Annotated in this window: 20 protein-coding genes; all 20 read right to left on the reverse strand. The window is 34.3% G+C overall.

Annotation, left to right across the window (positions count from 1 at the left end; genetic code table 11):
• Positions 1 to 20: 20 nt before the first annotated feature.
• Positions 21 to 2,279 carry a heavy metal translocating P-type ATPase gene (locus O5O44_RS14400; RefSeq protein WP_289194924.1) on the reverse strand — a complete coding sequence of 753 codons (2,259 nt, stop codon included), beginning with the start codon at positions 2,277 to 2,279 and terminating at the stop codon, positions 21 to 23.
• 139 nt (positions 2,280 to 2,418) lie between these two features.
• Positions 2,419 to 3,033, reverse strand: a complete 615-nt coding sequence (locus tag O5O44_RS14405) for a class I SAM-dependent methyltransferase (RefSeq protein ID WP_289194925.1) — start codon at positions 3,031 to 3,033, stop codon at positions 2,419 to 2,421.
• 11 nt (positions 3,034 to 3,044) lie between these two features.
• On the reverse strand, positions 3,045 to 5,006 hold the full coding sequence (locus tag O5O44_RS14410; RefSeq protein ID WP_289194926.1) for a heavy metal translocating P-type ATPase: 1,962 nt from the start codon (positions 5,004 to 5,006) through the stop codon (positions 3,045 to 3,047).
• A gap of 58 nt (positions 5,007 to 5,064) precedes the next feature.
• Positions 5,065 to 5,478, reverse strand: coding sequence for a Fur family transcriptional regulator (locus tag O5O44_RS14415; RefSeq protein ID WP_289194927.1), 414 nt, complete (start codon positions 5,476 to 5,478; stop codon positions 5,065 to 5,067).
• 3 nt (positions 5,479 to 5,481) lie between these two features.
• On the reverse strand, positions 5,482 to 6,684 hold the full coding sequence (locus O5O44_RS14420; RefSeq protein ID WP_289194928.1) for an efflux RND transporter periplasmic adaptor subunit: 1,203 nt from the start codon (positions 6,682 to 6,684) through the stop codon (positions 5,482 to 5,484).
• A 4-nt stretch (positions 6,685 to 6,688) separates the two neighbouring features.
• Positions 6,689 to 11,023, reverse strand: coding sequence for a CusA/CzcA family heavy metal efflux RND transporter (locus O5O44_RS14425; RefSeq protein ID WP_289194929.1), 4,335 nt, complete (start codon positions 11,021 to 11,023; stop codon positions 6,689 to 6,691).
• 109 nt (positions 11,024 to 11,132) lie between these two features.
• Positions 11,133 to 11,438: a DUF6660 family protein gene (locus tag O5O44_RS16320; protein ID WP_062054126.1), complete on the reverse strand. Its 306-nt coding sequence runs from the start codon at positions 11,436 to 11,438 to the stop codon at positions 11,133 to 11,135.
• 55 nt (positions 11,439 to 11,493) lie between these two features.
• On the reverse strand, positions 11,494 to 11,700 hold the full coding sequence (locus tag O5O44_RS14430) for a GDCCVxC domain-containing (seleno)protein (protein ID WP_289194930.1): 207 nt from the start codon (positions 11,698 to 11,700) through the stop codon (positions 11,494 to 11,496).
• Complete coding sequence (merTP, locus tag O5O44_RS14435) at positions 11,700 to 12,329, reverse strand: mercuric transport protein MerTP (RefSeq protein WP_289194931.1); 630 nt, start codon at positions 12,327 to 12,329, stop codon at positions 11,700 to 11,702. The genes O5O44_RS14430 and merTP overlap by 1 nt, the downstream gene beginning before the upstream one ends.
• A gap of 1 nt (position 12,330) precedes the next feature.
• Entirely contained in the window at positions 12,331 to 12,702 is a 372-nt protein-coding gene (locus O5O44_RS14440; protein ID WP_289194932.1) for an ArsR/SmtB family transcription factor, read from the reverse strand.
• Between the two features lie 314 nt (positions 12,703 to 13,016).
• On the reverse strand, positions 13,017 to 13,580 hold the full coding sequence (locus O5O44_RS14445; protein ID WP_289194933.1) for a DUF305 domain-containing protein: 564 nt from the start codon (positions 13,578 to 13,580) through the stop codon (positions 13,017 to 13,019).
• Between the two features lie 140 nt (positions 13,581 to 13,720).
• The gene (locus O5O44_RS14450; protein WP_289194934.1) at positions 13,721 to 14,287 is read right to left on the reverse strand and encodes a helix-turn-helix domain-containing protein; all 567 of its coding nucleotides are present in this window, start codon (positions 14,285 to 14,287) and stop codon (positions 13,721 to 13,723) included.
• Positions 14,288 to 14,468: 181 nt separating this feature from the next.
• Entirely contained in the window at positions 14,469 to 15,182 is a 714-nt protein-coding gene (locus tag O5O44_RS14455) for a PepSY domain-containing protein (protein ID WP_289194935.1), read from the reverse strand.
• Positions 15,183 to 15,228: 46 nt separating this feature from the next.
• Complete coding sequence (locus tag O5O44_RS14460; RefSeq protein WP_289194936.1) at positions 15,229 to 15,780, reverse strand: potassium channel family protein; 552 nt, start codon at positions 15,778 to 15,780, stop codon at positions 15,229 to 15,231.
• A 599-nt stretch (positions 15,781 to 16,379) separates the two neighbouring features.
• Positions 16,380 to 16,946: a DUF3347 domain-containing protein gene (locus O5O44_RS14465; RefSeq protein ID WP_289194937.1), complete on the reverse strand. Its 567-nt coding sequence runs from the start codon at positions 16,944 to 16,946 to the stop codon at positions 16,380 to 16,382.
• A 24-nt stretch (positions 16,947 to 16,970) separates the two neighbouring features.
• Positions 16,971 to 17,936 carry a metal-dependent hydrolase gene (locus O5O44_RS14470; protein WP_289194938.1) on the reverse strand — a complete coding sequence of 322 codons (966 nt, stop codon included), beginning with the start codon at positions 17,934 to 17,936 and terminating at the stop codon, positions 16,971 to 16,973.
• A 1-nt stretch (position 17,937) separates the two neighbouring features.
• Complete coding sequence (locus tag O5O44_RS14475; protein WP_289194939.1) at positions 17,938 to 18,393, reverse strand: heme-binding domain-containing protein; 456 nt, start codon at positions 18,391 to 18,393, stop codon at positions 17,938 to 17,940.
• Positions 18,394 to 19,026, reverse strand: a complete 633-nt coding sequence (locus O5O44_RS14480; protein ID WP_289194940.1) for a DUF3347 domain-containing protein — start codon at positions 19,024 to 19,026, stop codon at positions 18,394 to 18,396.
• 141 nt (positions 19,027 to 19,167) lie between these two features.
• Complete coding sequence (locus tag O5O44_RS14485; RefSeq protein WP_289194941.1) at positions 19,168 to 19,410, reverse strand: hypothetical protein; 243 nt, start codon at positions 19,408 to 19,410, stop codon at positions 19,168 to 19,170.
• 125 nt (positions 19,411 to 19,535) lie between these two features.
• Positions 19,536 to 19,922, reverse strand: a complete 387-nt coding sequence (locus O5O44_RS14490) for a DUF302 domain-containing protein (protein WP_289194942.1) — start codon at positions 19,920 to 19,922, stop codon at positions 19,536 to 19,538.
• Position 19,923 lies beyond the last annotated feature (1 nt).

A 19,923-nucleotide genomic window follows, 5' to 3' on the forward strand; every position in this document is an offset into this window, starting at 1 on the left:
ATTTGAATTTATAATTAATCTTAAAGTTTTACTCGTTTAAGCCTTAAGCTATTTAGAACGACAGATACGCTACTGAATGCCATTGCTGCTCCCGCAATCATTGGATCCAATAAGAACCCATTTATGGGATATAAAACGCCCGCCGCAATCGGTATTCCAATGATATTATATATGAATGCCCAAAATAAGTTCTGACGGATACCCAAAACCGTTTTCTTTGATAGTTCCAAAGCCTTGGGAATCGATTGCAAATCTGACGTTATTAGTGTCATTTTCGCGACGTCCATTGCGATGTCTGAGCCTTTACCCATTGCAATACTTACATTGGCTTGTGCCAAAGCGTGAGAATCGTTTATACCGTCGCCTACCATTGCCACTATCTTACCATCAGCTTGCAATTTCTCAACAAAAGCTGCTTTATCCGAAGGCATTACTTCACCTTGGTAATTTGATATTCCTACTTGGTGTGCAACAGCTGATGCGGTTTTATTATTATCTCCCGTGAGCATATAGACCTCGATGCCTCTTTCTTGAAGCGTTGCTATAGCCTTTTTTGAAGTTGCCTTAATCTTGTCTGCAATGGCGAGTATTGCCAGCACTTGTTTTTCATTGCCAAAGAAAATAACTGTTTTTGCTTGCTCTTCGAGACTTTCTGCTGTTTGCATTAAGGAAGCTTCTACTTGAATATTTTTCTCAAGCATTAGTTTATGGTTTCCAACATAGTATTTCGAACCATTTCCTGTTTGAGCTTTTACACCCATTCCTGTAATACTTTCAAAAGAAGCAATTTCAGTTTTTTCAATATTTTCATCTTTTAAGTGGTTGACTACTGCTTCTGCCAAGGGATGTTCTGATTGTGCTTCTATTGCTAAAAGAATTTGCTTGTATTGATTTTGATTTTCAAACTTGTCATTCCAGAGCACATCTGTTACTAATGGTTTTCCTTCCGTAATCGTGCCTGTTTTGTCAAGAATGACAGTATTCACTTTATGTCCTAGTTCTAAACTTTCGGCATCTTTTATTAGGATATTATTCTCGGCTCCTTTTCCAATACCCACCATTATAGCCGTAGGTGTTGCCAATCCCAATGCACATGGACAAGCGATAACCAATACCGCCACAGAAGTTAGTAAGGCCTGCGAAAATGCATTATCGCCTCCAACTGACATCCAAACAATGAATGTAATAATAGATATCCCCAATACGACAGGAACAAATATTCCTGCAATTTTATCGACCAGTTTCTGAACTGGCGCCTTACTTCCTTGAGCTTCCTGAACCATTTTGATGATTTGGGATAGTAGTGTTTCTCCACCTACTTTTTCGGCAGTAAATTGAAAACTACCTTTTTGGTTTACCGTTCCTGCAAAAACTTTTTCATCTTGAGATTTTTCAACTGGAACTGGTTCTCCCGTAATCATACTTTCATCTACATACGAGCTGCCTTTGGAAACTTCCCCATCCACAGGAATCTTTTCTCCAGGACGAACTAAAATAGTTTGACCTACTTGCACCGAGGAAATAGGAATTTCTTTTTCTTCCCCATTCTCAATAGTTTTTAGCGTTTTGGGTTGTAATCCCATAAGCTTTTTAATGGCCGAAGAGGTATTTGACTTTGCCTTTTCCTCCAACAGTTTTCCTAAAGAAATAAATGTGATAATTACTGTCGCAGCTTCATAATAAACATGTGGCTCAATACCACGACTTAACCAGAATTCAGGAAAAAAAGTATTGAATAGACTAAACAAAAATGCAATCCCTGTACTCAAGGCCACCAAGGTATCCATATTCGCTTTACCTTGTTTGGCTTGTTTAAAAGCATTGCTAAAAAAGCTACTACCGAACCAAAAAAGAATAGGGAAAGCCAATACCAAAGAAATCCACTTGCCTGGTTCCCATTGCATATAGAACATTCCCAATACAAAAATAGGAAGAGTAAGAATGGCCGACCAAATAGTACGCTTTTTAATGTCTTGGTAATGCTTCTGCTGAAGTTCTTGTTGTACTTCCGAAGGGTTTTCTGCATCTACGATAATATCATAACCCACTTCACGAAGCACATTTTGAAGTTTATGAGGGCTCAACTCTTTATCATACTCCACAAGAACAGAACTATTGGCAAAGTTGACACTGGCATCAAAAACGCCTTCCGTATGTTTTAATACAGATTCAACACTCGCTGCACAAGACGCACAGGTCATACCTGTAACCGGGAATGATTCTTTTATTCCTAATTTATGGTTCTTTTCTTTGGTTTTAAATATGTTTGTGGTCTCCATAATCCTATGCTTATTTGTAGACTACAAATTTCAGGATTTAAAGTCTTTAATATGTTACGTTATTTGCTGAATGATTTGTAGAATTTGCTCATTCACCTTCTTTTATTCAGAAAAACTCAACGGCAATGATTTTGAATGATTACGTTATTTTTTTAAACCAGCAAAACACGAAATTTTGATTGGTATCAAAGGGCGTTTTATGGTCAATTTTAATGCACCTAATTTTATCAAAGTACATTTTAAATTGATTGGTCATGGTGCTTTCCGAATATTGTTTTATCTCTAAACCACTACACTTTTTGGGACCATTTTCAGAAAAAGTGGCAACAACTAAATTACCGTTCTTATTTAGATACTCTTGAACAGTTTCGATATAACCATTTATATCTTGTAATTCTGTTAAGAAATGAAATGCTGCTCTATCGTGCCAAAAGTCATAGTGTTCTGGTGGTAAAAAATCAGCAACATCGGCTACAATCCATTTTACTTTCTTTGATTGGCCTTTTAAACGTTGTTTAGCTCTATCTAATGCAGCTTCAGAAATGTCTAACACCGTGATATCTTTATAACCTAGCTTTAATAAATTATCTACCAAAAAACTATCTCCACCACCAATATCGATGATTTTTGCGGATTTAGAGATATTAGATTCCTTAAAAAAGGATAAAGATGTTTCTGGCACAACTTCATACCAACTCACTTCATCTAGAGATTTTGTTTTAAAAACGTTTTCCCAATGTTCTTTTCTCTTCATAGTATTATGCTTTAACTCCAAGTCATTCTTTGTAATCTAACAGCATTCAATATTGCTAACAATGCAACACCAACATCTGCAAAAACTGCTTCCCACATTGTTGCTAAACCACCTGCTCCTAAAATTAATACTATAACTTTTACGCCAAAAGCCAATATGATATTCTGCCATACTATCTTTCGGGTAGAACGACTAATTTTAATAGCTCTAACTACTTTTGAAGGTTGGTCGGTTTGAATAATGACATCTGCGGTTTCAATAGCCACATCACTTCCTAAGCCACCCATAGCTATACCCACGTTACTAGCTGCTAAAACAGGTGCATCATTGATGCCATCACCTATAAATGCTACTTTGTTTTCTGGATTCTTCTTTAAAGCTTCAACTTCATTTAACTTATCCTCTGGTAATAATCCTCCTTTAGCTTTTTCAATTCCTAATTCTCTTGCGACTTGTTGGGTAATGGAATGTTTGTCACCAGAGAGCATTATTATATTTTTGACACCTACTTTGTGCAAATTGGTAATTGTTTCTTTGGCATCATCTTTTAATTCATCTGCGATAACAACATAGCCTGCAAATGTATTGTCTATTGATACTAACACTATAGATTCTACAATAGTTTCTGTTTCCTCTAAAGCATTGATTTTATTGGCTGTCATTAGAGTTTTGTTACCAACTAAAACAGTCTTACCATTTACAATACCTTTTAAACCTTTTCCTGCTATTTCAGATACTTCGGAAGCCTTGTAATCTGCACCCTCATCTTTATATTCCAAAATGGCTTTTGCGATTGGATGTGTGGATTGTTCTTCCATAGCCATTAGGTATTTCATAAATTCAGATTCTTCCCAACCTATAGACTTGATTTCCTTGATTTTGAAAACACCTTTGGTAACCGTTCCTGTTTTGTCCATTACCAATGTATTTATTTTGGTCATAGCATCTAAAAAGGAAGCTCCTTTGAACAAAATTCCATTTTTTGAAGCTGCACCCAACCCTCCGAAATAACCCAACGGAATGGATATAACTAAAGCACAAGGACAGGATATAACCAAAAATATTAAGGCACGATATAACCAGTCTCTAAAGACATAATCATCTACGAAAAAGTAAGGAATGAAAGTAACACCAATAGCCAAAAACACAACAATTGGTGTATAAATGCGTGCAAATTGCCTGATGAATAATTCTGTTTTTGATTTTCTTGCTGTTGCATTCTGCACCATATCTAAAATTCTCGCAATGGAACTATCCTTAAACTCTTTGGTAGTTTCAATTTCAATAACACCATCCATATTAATACTGCCTGCAAATACTTTCTCGCCTTTTGCAATTGTATCAGGTTTGCTTTCGCCTGTCAATGCTGCTGTATTAAATGAGCCTTTTTCGGAAAGTAGAATACCGTCTAAAGGCACTTTTTCGCCAACACGGACTTGCACTTTTTCTCCAATTTCAACCGTTTCTGGACTTACAGAAATGTAATCATTATTGCGATATACCAAAGCCTCATTAGGACGTACATCGAGCAAAGCTTTAATATTGCCCTTTGCTTTATTTACTGCTGCACTTTGAAATAACTCACCAACAGCATAGAATAACATTACCGCTACTCCTTCAGGATATTCTCCAATTACGAATGCGCCTATGGTTGCAATAGACATTAAGAAAAATTCGGTAAAAAAATCGCCACTTATAATACTGTTCCACCCTTCCTTTATCACAGGAAAACCTACGGGAATATAGGCTACCACATACCATAGTAAACGAATCCATCCTTTAAAATATGGGAACATATCGAAATAATCGATAGCAACACCTATCATTAACATTACAAAACTGAAAATTGCTGGCAAATAGGTATTAAACTTTCCTACGCTTTCTGAACCACTGTGATTGTGACCATCATTTTGACTATGCTCTTTTTTAGGATTTGGCTTTATATCTCGTAAATTGAGTTTCTTTTTCTTCATTATTAAATTATTAATAATTCAAAGCTATTGTAAAATTGCCTGCAATGGAAGTGCATTATTAACCACTACATTTATCACAAATACCTTTTACTACCAAGTTTACATTTTCTGAAATAAAACCTTCTGGCACTTTAATTTGAGGTATTTTATGTTCTGTTAAGCAAATGGTTTCATTACAGTTATTGCAATGAAAGTGTAAATGCAAATCTGTTTCAATCTCACAATTGCATCCCTTTTCACACAACGCATATTTTGTAATTCCTGTACCATCGTCTATTTGATGTACAATCGCTTTTTCTTCAAAGGTTTTTACTGTTCTATATAATGTAGTTCTATCTGCTTTTTCAAAAGCATTTTCGATATCACTCAAAGTTACTGCTACTTGTTTCTCAGCAAGAAACTTATATATCAGCAAACGCATTGCTGTTATGCGAATATCTTTTGACTCCAATAATTGTTCAATTGTTTTCATAATCTAATCTTCGTGTTCTGCTTCGCCTTTTTTCATTTCTGCAATAAGATAGTAGGCATTATTGTAGGCAAATTTTGCATTTGACTCTATGTCTTCAGAAAATTGAACCGCTATCCAATTGTCGTCTTTTGCACCCAAAATAACTTCTACTGGTTTAAAACTCCAATCGTCATTTTCTTTTTCTACTGAAAAAACATAATACCTATCACCGTCTTTAATAATGGCACTTTCAGGAAGTGCTTTTGTTTTGGTGTTCTCTACTTGAATTTTACCTTGAATATACATCCCAGGGATTAGGTTGCCTTTTTTGTTCTCAATTTCAGCATGAACGTGTACCGCTTTTGGGTTATCTTCAAATGTTTTACTTACAGAATATATTTCTGCTATAAGTTCTGTGTCAGGTATGGACTGTATGGTAAATGTTACTTTCTGCCCTTTCTTTACTTTATATACATCTTTTTCAAAAACCATTAAATCTGCGTGAACGTGATGCGTGTTTACGATTTCGAAAAGTTCGGTTTGTGGTTCTACATATTGCCCTGTTTTAACTTCAACTTTTTGCACGAAACCATCTATTGGACTTCGTAATGATATACTTTGAGCAATTGTTCCATTTCGTACCGATGACGTATTTATGTTTAATAGTCTCAATTGAGCTTCCAATCCATTTACCATAGCTTTAGAGGCATCATATTCTGCTTCGGCTTTTTGAAAATTGGCACCAGAACCTACTCCTGAATCATATAATTTTTGCTGACGTTCATAGTTCTTCTTTAAAAAATTACTGTTGCTAAAAGCATTCAAATAATCGGTCTGCATTTTTATAATATTAGGATGTGATAGATACGCAACGACTTGACCTTTATTAACTTTATCGCCTTCAATAACTTTTATAGATACCACATTTGCACCAACTACAGAAGTTATTGCCGCTTCGTTTTGTGGTGGTACTTCCAATGCGCCATTAGCTTCTACATAACCGCTCATATTGCGTAATACTAAGGTGTCTGTTTTCATTTTTAAAGCGTCAAACTGTTGCTGTGAAAGCATAACTTCTTCTTCACTATGGTCTTCTTTAGTTTCTGATTTTGCATCATCATTTTGTGAATGGCCATCTTCACTATTGTGATTATCCTTATCTCCACAAGCAACAATTAAAAGGGAAACTGTTAGCAATGCTAAGATTATATATTGTATGTTTTTCATTTTCTTATTGATTAAAATATTGTAGTTGAAATGTACTTTCTAAATAATTTATTAATGCTTCTTGAGCTTCTAATTCAGATTGAATAGCTTCTTTTATGAGTTGTGTAAACCCTGTATAATCTATCTCTCCTTCTTTATAGGCAAATAAGGCACCTGCTTTTTGCTCTTTTACAAGTGGTAACACCTTATTTTTATAAAAAACCCAAGACGTTTTCCATTTTTGGTAATTCTCTTTTGATTGTATAAACTTAGATTGTACTTCTTGTTTTTTGAACTGAATGTTCGAGTCGGCTATTTCCTTATCGATTTTTGAAGTTTTAACCTTTGCTTTATTTGTGCCAGACAAAAAAGGAATGGAAACACCTGCTTGATAGGTATAAAACCCTGAATTACCATTTACGTTTTGTAAGCCACCTTGAAGATTTAACTTGGGTAAATTATCAGCTTTGGCAGCTTTATATGTTGCTTCTGCTTCTGTTACCTGTAATTGTGCAATACCATATAAAGGATGTTCCTCCAGATTAAAAGCATCAACATCGATTTCACTAGTAATTTCAAAATCATTAGAAACCGAATAGAATGTATCAGAAACCAACCATAAATTTAACTGTTGTAATGCAATATCATATTCGCTTTTTGATTGCATAAATTTATTCTGAATCTGTAAGGCTTGATTTTTAGCTGCTGAATATTCCAATCTTGAAATGGCTTCTACTTCATAATTTAAGGCAACAGCTTTTTCGAAGTTGATATAAATAGAATCTAACTCTTTGTACAAATTATAATTCCTTTTACTCTGCAAGGCATTTGCCCAAGCTTTTTTCACTTCCAGTTCTAATTCCAATTCTGAAAGTTGAAACGCTTTTTGAGCTAATTGAATGCGTCGTTCTTGCAATCGCTTTTTTGCAGAAATACCAAACACATCAATGTTGCTTTGACTAATTCCTATAGTAGTATAAACACCATTTCCGCTATTAATTTCCTCGCCTCCTGTAAATATTTGAGTTGTACCAAAATCATAGGCAGTAGCTTTTAGTTGTTCCTGTTTTGTGATTTCCAACTGCTTTTGCTTCAACAACGGATAATTGTTTTTTGAGAGTTTTACAGCCTCCTGTATTGTTATTTCAGGAAGTGTATCGCTTATCTGTTGAGCGTTACTTTGTGTCGAAAAACCAAACATTATAAGTAAAACCGCAGTTGCTGTAACTATCTTTTTATTCATTTTGAACTTAAACGATTTGTTTTCTACCCAATGGTACAAAATTGGTAACACGAATAAAGTAAGCAAAGTAGAAGTTAGTAAGCCACCTATAACCACAGTTGCCAATGGACGTTGTACTTCTGCACCAGCTGATGCGGAAATTGCCATAGGTAAAAAGCCCAATACATCTGTAAATGCTGTTAGCATTATAGGTCTAATTCTTCGTTTAGTACCCTCTACAATCATATCTTTTAGATTAGCTACGCCTTCCTCTTTCAATTCGTTGAGTCCGCTAATCATTACCAATCCATTTAAAACCGCAACGCCAAATAGCACAATAAAACCAACGCCTGCCGAAATACTAAATGGCATATCTCTCAACCATAACGCGACAACACCACCAATGGTTGCCATAGGAATGGCTATATAAATCATTAAGGTTTGTGGTAATGATTTTAAAGCAAAATATATGAGTACAAAAATGAGTAATAATGCTATTGGCACTACAGTTTGCAATCTGTTACTTGCACGTTCCAAATTCTCAAAAGCGCCACCATAGCGAATAAAATAACCTGAAGGCAATTCTAATTGTGAATCTAGTTTTTTCTTTATTTCAGTTACCAATGATTTTACATCACGACCTCTCACATTGATACCTACATAGGTTCTTCTATTGGTGTTATCTCTGCTTATTTGCATTGGTCCTGCTTTGTAGCTAACATCTGCAATTTCACGTAATGGAATTTGAGTGCGAGAAGGTAGATTGATGTAGAGGTTTTGAACATCTGAAATATCCTTTCGGTTTTGAGAACTTAAACGCACCACTAAATCGAAGCGTTTTTCACCTTCAAAAATCACGCCTGCCGTACCACCAGCAAATGCAGATTGTACAGTTTGATTTAGCGCATTTATTTGAAGTCCGTATTGCGCTAATTTATCCCTATCGTAATTAATAGTCATCTGTGGTAGTCCGGTTGTTGCCTCCGCTTTCATATCACCAATACCTTCTGTACCTGCAATAATTTTAGATATTTCTTCAGCTTTTTGAGACAACACATCAATATCTTCACCATATAGTTTTATGGCAATATCTTCTCGAACACCTTCAAGCAATTCATTAAAGCGCATTTCAATAGGTTGGGTAAACTCATAATTAACGCCCGGAACGATTTCAACCGCTTCTTTCATTTTCTCAATCAGCTCATCTTTAGTAGTAGCTGTCGTCCATTCGCTTTTTGGTTTTAGAATTACGAAAACATCCGCTAAATCCATTGGCATTGGGTCTGTTGGTATTTCTGCAACACCAATACGACTAACTATTTTTTCGACTTCTGGAAATTTAGCTTTTACAATTTGCTCTATTTTTGTCGTTGTTTCAATGGTTTCTGTTAGAGAACTACCTGGTTTTAATATGGCGTGAAATGCAATGTCACCTTCATCCAGTTGCGGGATGAACTCGCCGCCCATTCGGCTAAACATAAAAACTGCAATTCCGAATAGCACGACTGCAATACCTATAATCCATTTTCCTTTTTGCAATGCCTTTACCAATAATGGTTGATATTTATCCTCAACCCAATGCACAAATCTATCTCCATAAGATTTTTTGTCGTTTTTTGGTGCTCTTAATACCAATGCAGACATCATTGGTACATACGTCAAACAAAGCACCATTGCACCTATCATAGCAAAAATGAAAGTTAATGCCATTGGTTTAAACATTTTCCCTTCTATACCTTGTAAAGCAAGAATTGGAAGAAACACAATAAGAATAATAAGCTGACCGAAAAAGGCAGCATTCATCATTTTTTTTGAAGCATTAGAAGCTACTTTATCGCGCTCTTTAGCTGTAAGGCTTTTCTTTTTTAGGACTTGAGATGTAATGAGAAAAACAGTACTTTCAACAATAATTACTGCACCATCGACAATAATTCCAAAATCTATTGCCCCCAAACTCATTAGATTTGCCCACACGTCGAATACATTCATCAATATAAAGGCAAACAACAGAGACAACGGAATGGTCGAAGCTACTATTAAACCACCTCGCCAGTTTCCTAATAAGAAAATAAGAACGAAAATGACTATTAGTGCGCCTTCAATTAGATTGGTTGCAACTGTAGAGGTTGTTTCGCCAATTAATTTACTTCGGTCTAACAATGATTCAATAATGATTCCTTCAGGTAATGACTTTTCTATTTGTGCCATTCGCTCCTTTACATTAGCGATAACATCATTGGAATTAGCACCTTTAAGCATCATCACCAATCCACCTACAACTTCACCCTCACCATCTTGTGTTAATGCACCATAGCGAATTGCAGAACCAAATTGAACTGTAGCAATATCACCAATAGTTACAGGAATATTATTAACGTTCTTGACCGTTATTTTTTTAATATCCTCTAAACTGCGCACCAACCCTTCCCCACGAATAAAATTAGCTTGATGGTTTTTTTCGATGTATGCGCCACCTGTATTTTGGTTATTAGCTTCAAGTGCATTAAATACATCTGTAATAGTCAAACCAATAGCGTTTAAATCGTTTGGGTCAACAGCGACTTCGTACTGCTTAATTTTGCCGCCTATAGCATTGACTTCAACCACACCTTCAACCATAGCCATTTGACGCTGTACAATCCAATCTTGCATAGAACGCAAGTCTGCAATGGTATATTTGTCTTTAAACTCTGGTGCTACTTTTAGTGTGTATTGGTAAATTTCTCCTAAACCTGTTGAAATGGGACCCATAGTGGGTTCGCCAAAACCCGCTGGAATTTGCTCTTTGACTTCGTTTAGTTTTTCTGCTACTAATTGTCGCGGCAAATATGTTCCCATATCATCGTCGAACACAATGGTAACCACCGATAAGCCAAAACGAGAAATTGACCTAATTTCCTGTACATTGGGAAGGTTGCTCATTGCGACTTCAACAGGACAGGTTACAATTTGCTCAATATCTTCCGTTCCCAAATTTGGTGCTTGTGTAATAACCTGCACTTGGTTGTTGGTAATATCTGGAACAGCATCAATTGGTACTTGGGTCATACTCCAAATACCTGCTCCAATAATGGTGAGCGTTAGCAAACCAATTATGAATTTGTTATTGATTGAAAAATCAATGATTTTATTAATCATAGAAAATGTATTAATTCAGTTGAAAATTTGATGAAAGTTTGGATAAACCCATCGAATAAAAATGACCAATACGGTCAAAAAAGGATATAGTTATCCTATAAAAACTGAATTATACCTGGGGTGGTTGTAAGATGGTGGAATTGAAGTCTTTTTCCAGACCGTTGAAGTGATAAAACACTTCTGTAGAAATATCGTTTGTATCTATTGTAAAGTCTACAATTTTAAAATATGTTGCGTGGATATGGCAACAATGACAATTGCAGAATGGCGAACACAAATCTGAATTTTGATGATCGTCACCGACAGCCTGTGAAATTTCTATTTTAACTTCATTATCAAGCGCAACATTATCTTCACAAGGTGCCAAGTTAAGCGCGAAAATATAAATTGATAATATGAATGCTAAAAATTTCATCGTAACAAAGATATGATAAATTTAATGCAATGGTTGTGCAAAAATCTATTCTGAATTAGCAACAGTTTTTATTCTCTTGAATTGGCGGACAAGGTACAGTTCCATAAGAGCAGTAAACACAACAATCTCCTTCTTTTGGTTTCAGAACCTTTTTACAATTTTCACACTCATAAAAAAACTGACACGCATTTGTTGGCATGTCTTCTGCTTTTTTATGTCCGCAGTTGGGGCATGTAATTTCTGATTTTAATTGGATTTCCATTAGTTTTCTTCCTTGTCGGTTACTTTATAACCTGTTGAGTTAATTGCTTTCTCAATTTCCATTTCATTCGTCTTGGTTTTGTCAAATTCAATAATTGCATTTCCTTTTTCGTAGGACGTCTTTGAATTTACAATTCCATTAAGTTTATTTACTTCGTGGTTGACGTGTTCTTCACAGCTTGCACAAGTCATTCCGCTGATTTTGAATTCAGTTGTTTTTATGTCCGATTTGTCAACTAAGATTATTTGCTTTTCTGTGTTTGGGTAAAAAATTCCTGAATAGTATGGAAAAGCCAACATCACAATTGCAAATGCGGTTACAATTCCTAAAAAGGTTTTTGATTGAATAAGTTTTGTTTTTCCTGTCTTGCCGGCAGGCAGGTCGTCCGTCTCACATTCGCAGTCAATTTCTTTTTGCGATTTTAGTTTTTGATACCAAGCAAAACCAAGAACTAAAATTGTTAGTCCTATTAAATAAGGTCTAAAAGGCTCAATCCAAGAAAATGTTGAAGCAATTCCGCTTGTTCCTGCGATTAAAGCCAAAACTGGTGTCATACAGCATATTGATGCCGCTATTGCTGAAATTATTCCAGTGTAAGCTGCTGTATTTGATGATTTTTCCATATTCATTCTATGCTACTTTTTTGTTTTCTTTAAGCCTGCCGAAAATTCCTTCCAATACTTCGCTTGAATCTTTCACCAAAGAGTAATACAACGTTTGACCATCTCGTCTCGAAGAAATCAATCCGGCATCCTTCATCTTTCGAATGTGTTGTGAAATTGCCGGGACACTCATTTGCAGTATATCTGAAAAATCACAAGGACAAAGCTCACCTTCCTCGTTCAACAGGAATAGAATCTTCAGTCTGGTTTCATTACCTGCCAGGGCCAGTATCTTACCAATACTATTGATTAATTCTGAGCTTGTATTCAAAGTGTTACGACAGCGCATCAACTGCTTCTGGTCTGCCTCTGCACGGGTGCAACTTAATTCAAGAGCCATAATTAAAATTTTAGTAAATTTACAATTATATAATTATTTAAGCAAATACTTAAATAAGCAAAAAAGATTAACATATCATTCAAATTAACTATAACTTAAAATCTCTAATATTATATTCTAAAAGCAAATGTAGTGTTTCGAGAAAAATCACTCTACTATCCTCGTTAAGAATCTTTTGCAGGCTGGCAGTCATTTTTTTAATTCATCAACCTCTAAAAGAAAAAAGATTTTCAACCTCTAAAGCCTTTCCCTAATTGGAAAGATTATTTGAGGCAAATCCTTTTTCTTTTAATCGATGATGTGTCCTTATATTTTTAATCGTTTAGATTCTTTGTTTCTTCTGTAAGTGATCCTTCAAATTTGGGAAGAGGACGTTTTTCTTTTTCTTCTTCTGTTTCCACTATCCCATTTTCTTTGATATCATTGATTAACCACTGCATTTCCATTATTTCCCGACGTTGTGCTTTAATGATTTCATCGGCAATTTTCCTTACTCTAATATCTTTTATTTTAGATCGTTCGCTAGTTAAAATAGCTATAGAGTGATGGGGAATCATACCCTCCATATAGTCGACACCAGTAACTGTTACTTGACTTCGGACTAGCCAAATTCCACCTGCAATCAACAAAACCCCTAGACTCAAAATCATAATATTCTTGTTTTTGTCTTTGTACATATTTAACATATACAGAAGCATAATAATGACCATCGACCCACCCATAATCAAAGTCATAAAGAACCTGGTTTCACTATACCAGAAATGGTCAATAATCTGATATGAGTGTGTGTACATTAAAAAGAACATCGCAACCATTGAGGTACCAATCATTGCGAAAAATTTTAAATAATTATTTGGCTTTTTTTCGTTGTTTTCCATAATTTATATTTTTAGTTAATTTAAGTTATTAAAATTAAGATTTACACAAAACAAGTATTTGCTAGAATAGATAATACTTTAACTCATTTAATATGCTAGTCGATTGTTCGACATAACAGTAGCATTAAATTCTCAATACCCTAAAAATCATCAAGTGATTTTCTGTTTTTATTTATACTATTTTTAAACTGTGTGGGCGTCATCCCAGTAACTTTTTTAAACTGATTGCTTAAATAAGCAACACTACTATAGTTTAGCTTAAAAGCTATTTCACTTAAGGTTAATTCGTCATAAACGATGAGTTCTTTTGTACGTTCTATTTTCTGATTAATGATGTATTGTTCAAACGTTATACTTTCAACCGATGAGAAAAGAGAACTTAAGTATTTGTAATCAAGATGTAATTTTTCACTTATATAGTCTGCCAATTTAATATCTAATTCCTCTGACGAGTGATGGATTTTATCCACCACCAAGGTTTTCATCTGTTCTATAAGTTGACTTTTACGGTCATTGATTAGGCTGAATCCAGAATCTTGAAGTGCTTTAGAAAATAAGTTTTTAGTTTCCACGCTTAAAGGTTTTGTTAGCTCAACTTCTCCTAATTTAATTGCGACATATGGAATATCACGCTCTTGTAAAATGTTAGAAACTGCCAGGATACATCTTGGACAAACCATATTCTTAATATAGATAACCTCGTTCATATTGTATTAGCTTTAAAACAATGTCATGTCTGCTTTTGAAAGAGAATAATAATAGGCCGCAACGGCTGCTAATATGACAATTATTATTATTGCTAGTATACCAATAATTTTATCCTTTCTTGATATATCACTTTTCACTTGACGCTTATTTCTTTTATTCTTTCTTCTATTTCTTCTATTTTCACTCACTTTTTTTCATTTTTATAATTTTCTTAATACTTGGTGAAGAAGTGTACCAAAGCAAAAAGCCACTCAATACTGTGATTAATCCTAATAATGAAAATGCCCTTAAAACAATGGTGTTAAAATTGTCTCTTCCTTCATAATCCATAGTATGTGTCATCCATAAAAAGTCGAACCAGCGCCAACTGCGGTGTCTTACTGTTTGGAATTTTCCATCAAGCACAGAAACATAGGCTTTAAGTACTTCATCATTATCATAAGACATCACATAAGCTGGTAATAATCTCTCACGATATTCATGTTTTTTATCAACTTCACTAATTAATTTAACATCAATGACCTTTAGGGATTTGTCCATGAATTGATTGGCAACATATAATGCTTCACGTTCTGTAATCCCCTTTTTTAATTTTCCGTTTGATGCATTGTAGAGCTGATTTTGATTTATCCAATAATATGGCATATTATCTAAATCTCTTATTTCAATAGTCCTGATTCCTTTTGGTACATCTAATTTAGAGGGACTGATAAGATTGTGGAACCTTTTAGGTTGGTACTGTGAATTTCTAAATTGGTCTCCATGAATGTCATCAATATCCGTCCAACTAAAATACAAGCCACTAATGGTCCACATTAAAAATTGAACACCAATGAAAAGACCTAAATAACGGTGAACCTTCCTGATTTTAAGTGCTGTATGCCTGTTTACCATTTTTAATTATTTTTTAAGACTTTAATAAGTATTGATTTTAAAAACTTTATTTATCAACATGTATTCGATTAATATTTGCAATACCAAAGACCAGAACGAAAAAACTTAAAAAGACTTCCAACATTACCATTATTTTTCCTGAAACAGAGATCGGTACGATATCTCCAAAACCAACTGAAGAAAACGTGATTAAGCTGAAATATAAAAACTCGAAAAATTGTCTAAAAAACGAACTATTTCCTGTGAGGGATGTTTTAAAGTTATCACCATCCGTAATATAAAGAGCGTGATAATCGAATGAGAATGACAGCACGATTAAGAGAATTAAAACTCCAAAGAGCGTTAACACGTGACTAAGTTTATGGCTTTCTCCAATTATTTTACTCAACTGGATAAAGGTAAGTCTTACTATGAAAAATGTTTTTATCGATGCCAATACAACTATGATATAAGATAAGAATGGATGGGCAACAACGAGTAATGCTAATAAGACATAAACAAGCGATATAACAACAACTAAAGTGGTCGTTAATAGAAGCTTTTTAAATAGCTGTTTATAGAAACTATCACATTTTGCTATATCCCTAATTTTTTGCATACCTACTATGATTACTTTTTACCAAATAACTGAAGAAGCAAGGCTCCCAATACTATAAAAGCTATAACTGAGTACAATAAATAGTTGAGCCACTTTCTTACACTAGATTGTTTTGGCTTTTTATTACAACTGCTTTTACAACATTCTTTCATCTATATCCCATATTAAATTTTACTGTTTCACCTTAAACGCTTGAAAACGTTTAAAATAATACCTGAAAATGAGAGTTAGACGGTATTCCATCAATCAAAAAAATAAGTCTTCCTCTCAAATTCAAGTATCTTTTACTAAACTTCTCTTTTTCAAAAGCTTGTATTGTCCTGACACTGGAAGAGAGATAGTATTAAATTACTCTTAAGGATTAATCTCTCTCCCTTGTGCAGGCTGGTTGCTATTAACCAAATCAACTTTTCTTTTCCAAATTTCTTGTGCCTAACAAGGGAAGGGTATATGACTAACCATCAATATCTTTACCCTTCCCAAACTAGGACTTTTCTAATACCATAAAATGGAAGTTTTTAACTAATAACTATTCATCAATGAAAAGGTTCATTTCCTTTTTATGGAATTAGATATTACTTTACACCAAAGGATGCAAACTAATTATTAATCTCCTTTTGCACTTTTCCGCATTTAAGCATTTTACTGCCATAGTATGGATTTTTTACTTCATTACTTTTACTTAACCAAGCACTACCCTTATCGTACATTGGGCAAAACTGCTGATATAACGTGTTTTTTGTTCCTGTAATTGCAACCATATCTGTTATGTCATTACTCAAGGTCTTAAAATGCTCACGCTGATGTTCCAATTCACTTTTTGCGATATGTTCGGCGTGTTCTGTAGCATCTTCTATGATATCAGCCAGTTCTTTTTGTTCCTCTTTGTTATAAACAGTCATATCAAATACTTTAAGGGATGTTACTAATTTAGTTCCAGCTTGGGCTCCTTTATTAGCGTCTTCTCCCACCAAAGCATCTTTCAGCATAAAATAATCAGCAAGAACTGCTTCTGCTTTAGCACCTTGCATTTTGTCCATTTTCATATCTTCATGAGTCATTTTCATCTTACTATGGTCGTGGTTCATTTTTTCCTTTTCCTGTGCGTTGGTAAAAGAAACTACTAACAATAACATTGTTGCTATACTCATTTTTAAATTTTTCATCTTTTTATTTATTTTATTTATTTATTAGTCTCTTTTATGCATCCCTGTGCTTAAATTATAACTCTCATCTAAAAATGGCGTTATTTCAAAATAAAAAGCCGTGGGTGCTTTATAATCTCCATACGTACGAATGCCTTGCATGTCGCACTGCATATTATAGAGTCTTATTTTTCCATCGTGTTCCGCTACAGTATAAAATCCGTTAGAAAACCATTTTAAAGTTGTTGTTAGTTCTGGATTTATGTTTTCTAATAAATAGTCATTTATAGGAAATTCCGAAAAGGTTATTTGGTTTTGCGCTATAGTATTATATTTACCTATAAAGAGACTCTCTTGTGTTTTTGCTACACCATACCAATTAACACTGCCTATACCAACAGGAACCGTTAACAATTCATTATAAACAATACCAGTTTCTTTTAAATTAGCCTCAAAGCTATTATTAGCAGAACCTTTTATTCCTAAAGTGAGTATTAAATAAAACGTACTTATCGCAAGTCCAGTTAACGTTGGTTTTATTCTAGTTTTTTTATTGCGATATATAGTTAAGCTTAAAACCAATCCTATCAATAAAGGGATTGTATAAACTGGGTCGACAATATTTATAGCATTAAAACTTACTCGATAATTAGAAAAAGGCAGGAACAACTGCGTACCATAGGATGTAAAGGCATCTAATAGCATATGTGTAAATAATGCTAGCCATGTAAATAACCACAACCTTGAATAGGCCACTAATTTTGTCCACTTAATTTTTGATAAAATAAATGAAATTATAAATGCACCTACAAAGCTAAACACAATAGAATGGCTAAATCCTCTATGAACACTTATTCTTTCAGCAGCCGAATATAAAGGCAACAAAACTACATCAAGATCAGGAATGCTAGCTATAATTGCGCCAATAACAGCTCCTTTGCTCCCAATCTTACGCCCAAGAGTTGCCTCTCCTATAGCTGCACCTAATAATGCTTGTGTTATACTATCCATTTTATTCTATACTATCCATTAGGCGCTCAAGCCATTGGGTAATTTCTTTTTTATCGTTTTCTGAAAATTTTGCCTCTCCATGTATTAAAGTATATGAAGTTAACGGCATTTCATCATCCCTAATCTGACTAATAATTGATTTTAATTTGCTCTTTTTTCTTCTGTCTGAATAGTCTGCCCATTCATTGAAATTCAATTCAGCTTTACCTTCTTTGATATGGTCTTCCAGAAACCAAGCAACGGGTTGTACTTTATTGTACCAAGGATATTGTGTGTTGTTACTGTGGCAATCATAGCAGGAAACTTGCAACTTGTTTTTGATATCACTTGGGACATCATTTACCAGCATAAAGTCGGTTTTTGGAACACCATCGCTTTGATTGCGTTCTACAGGCATAAACTGTATGCCTACAAAAGCGACCAACAATACTATTGCTATGATTTTTACAGCTTTCATTTAATTGATTTCTTTTTGGACTTTTCCGCAGGTCAACATTTTACTCCCGTAATATGGGTTTTTAACGTCTTTACTCATGCTCAACCAAGCACTACCTTCATCATACATTGGACAAAACTGTTGGTATAAAGTGTTTTCCGTCCCTGTAATGGCAACCATATCGATTACATCCTTGCTCAATATTTTGAAATGCTCACGTTGGTGCGCTATATCACTTTCAGAAATATGTTCTGCGTGCTCAACTGCATCTTCAATAATATCTTTTAAATCGTCCTTTTGACTTTCTGAATAATTTGATGAAATATCTAGGCTACGTAAAGTTTTTACCAGAGTTGCCCCAAGTACTTTAGCCTTTGCGTTATCATCTGATACTAAAGCATCTTTAAGATTGAAGTAATCATTTAATACCGCTTGTGAATTGCCATTTCCACCCATTGCCATTTCCTTTTTATCACCATCGTGATGACCATTGCTATTGTCGTGATTCATTTTTGAATGGTCTTCATCCGCATTCATCTCTGAATGATGGTCTGTTGAATTATTCTTGTCTGTTTTTGCGTCTTTACAAGACACTACCGTTAAGGTTACAAATGCTATTGCAACTATTCCTAACGTAGATTTTAGTTTTCTCATTTTAAATATTTTTATGTTTATTATTGTTTGAAGTTTTAGTTTATTACTTTAACCTAGTTCCAATTCCTAAGAACCCGAACCGAAGTTTTCGGAACCATACCAAAAACTTCAGTTCTTTATAGCTCTATTAGAATCAAAATACTATGAGACATTTACTGCCTCTCGTTTTACAGGAAATCCTAGTTCAATCAACTTAAGCTTAAAGGAATCTAAATTTAAAAGTGTTGGATTAAATTCAATATATAATTCCTTAGCTTCAAGGCAAAGTGCCATTATTCCAGTTTGATTTAATAAAGGCTTAAATTCTTCGCGAAAAGTTTCCTGTTCCTCTGTTGTGAGTTCTTTATTCGTTTTTAAAATCTCAAGTTTAAATGAATCTTTCATGATTATTATTTTTAAAAATTATTATTATATTCTTTCTTATTTTATTGTACTACCGTAAACTTCAATAAGTTTATAGCTTTAATTTATTCTATAGTTTTTTGTCATATTTATGGTTTTTGAGTTTTTTAAATTTTTTCAATTACGTTTTCCAACATTGCCGTTATTTCATTAGCAACATCATTCAATTTTTCATTTTTCACAGCCTGCATTGATGCCATAGGATTTACAGCAGCAACTTCAATAACTCCTATCTCAATTTCTTGTACTATGACATTACATGGCAACATTGTCCCTATCTTATCCTCTACCTGTAAGGCCTTATGAGCATAGGGTGGATTACACGCTCCGAGTATCCTATACTTTTTAAAGTCTACATCCAGTTTTTTCTTTAAGGTTTCTGTTACATCAATCTCTGTTAGTATTCCAAAACCTTCTTCCTTTAATCCTTGTGTTACTTTCTCGATGACCTCTTCAAAAGTTCCATTGATTGTCTTATTAAAATAATAGTTCATC

It is taken from the genome of Algibacter luteus (genome assembly GCF_030344935.1).
Lineage (GTDB): Bacteria > Bacteroidota > Bacteroidia > Flavobacteriales > Flavobacteriaceae > Arenitalea > Arenitalea lutea.

Coding starts and splice junctions, on each gene's coding strand:
- O5O44_RS14430 (WP_289194930.1), bottom strand. CDS start 11,700: ATGGAAATCCAATTAAAATCAGAAATTACATGCCCCAACTGCGGACAT.
- O5O44_RS14470 (WP_289194938.1), bottom strand. CDS start 17,936: ATGGATAGTATAACACAAGCATTATTAGGTGCAGCTATAGGAGAGGCA.
- O5O44_RS14455 (WP_289194935.1), bottom strand. CDS start 15,182: ATGGTAAACAGGCATACAGCACTTAAAATCAGGAAGGTTCACCGTTAT.
- O5O44_RS14415 (WP_289194927.1), bottom strand. CDS start 5,478: ATGAAAACAATTGAACAATTATTGGAGTCAAAAGATATTCGCATAACA.
- O5O44_RS14410 (WP_289194926.1), bottom strand. CDS start 5,006: ATGAAGAAAAAGAAACTCAATTTACGAGATATAAAGCCAAATCCTAAA.
- O5O44_RS14475 (WP_289194939.1), bottom strand. CDS start 18,393: ATGAAAGCTGTAAAAATCATAGCAATAGTATTGTTGGTCGCTTTTGTA.
- O5O44_RS14420 (WP_289194928.1), bottom strand. CDS start 6,684: ATGAAAAACATACAATATATAATCTTAGCATTGCTAACAGTTTCCCTT.
- O5O44_RS14485 (WP_289194941.1), bottom strand. CDS start 19,410: ATGAAAGATTCATTTAAACTTGAGATTTTAAAAACGAATAAAGAACTC.
- O5O44_RS16320 (WP_062054126.1), bottom strand. CDS start 11,438: ATGAAATTTTTAGCATTCATATTATCAATTTATATTTTCGCGCTTAAC.
- O5O44_RS14425 (WP_289194929.1), bottom strand. CDS start 11,023: ATGATTAATAAAATCATTGATTTTTCAATCAATAACAAATTCATAATT.
- O5O44_RS14405 (WP_289194925.1), bottom strand. CDS start 3,033: ATGAAGAGAAAAGAACATTGGGAAAACGTTTTTAAAACAAAATCTCTA.
- O5O44_RS14460 (WP_289194936.1), bottom strand. CDS start 15,780: ATGCAAAAAATTAGGGATATAGCAAAATGTGATAGTTTCTATAAACAG.
- O5O44_RS14465 (WP_289194937.1), bottom strand. CDS start 16,946: ATGAAAAATTTAAAAATGAGTATAGCAACAATGTTATTGTTAGTAGTT.
- O5O44_RS14490 (WP_289194942.1), bottom strand. CDS start 19,922: ATGAACTATTATTTTAATAAGACAATCAATGGAACTTTTGAAGAGGTC.
- O5O44_RS14450 (WP_289194934.1), bottom strand. CDS start 14,287: ATGAACGAGGTTATCTATATTAAGAATATGGTTTGTCCAAGATGTATC.
- O5O44_RS14400 (WP_289194924.1), bottom strand. CDS start 2,279: ATGGAGACCACAAACATATTTAAAACCAAAGAAAAGAACCATAAATTA.
- O5O44_RS14480 (WP_289194940.1), bottom strand. CDS start 19,026: ATGAGAAAACTAAAATCTACGTTAGGAATAGTTGCAATAGCATTTGTA.
- merTP (WP_289194931.1), bottom strand. CDS start 12,329: ATGAATATGGAAAAATCATCAAATACAGCAGCTTACACTGGAATAATT.
- O5O44_RS14445 (WP_289194933.1), bottom strand. CDS start 13,580: ATGGAAAACAACGAAAAAAAGCCAAATAATTATTTAAAATTTTTCGCA.
- O5O44_RS14440 (WP_289194932.1), bottom strand. CDS start 12,702: ATGGCTCTTGAATTAAGTTGCACCCGTGCAGAGGCAGACCAGAAGCAG.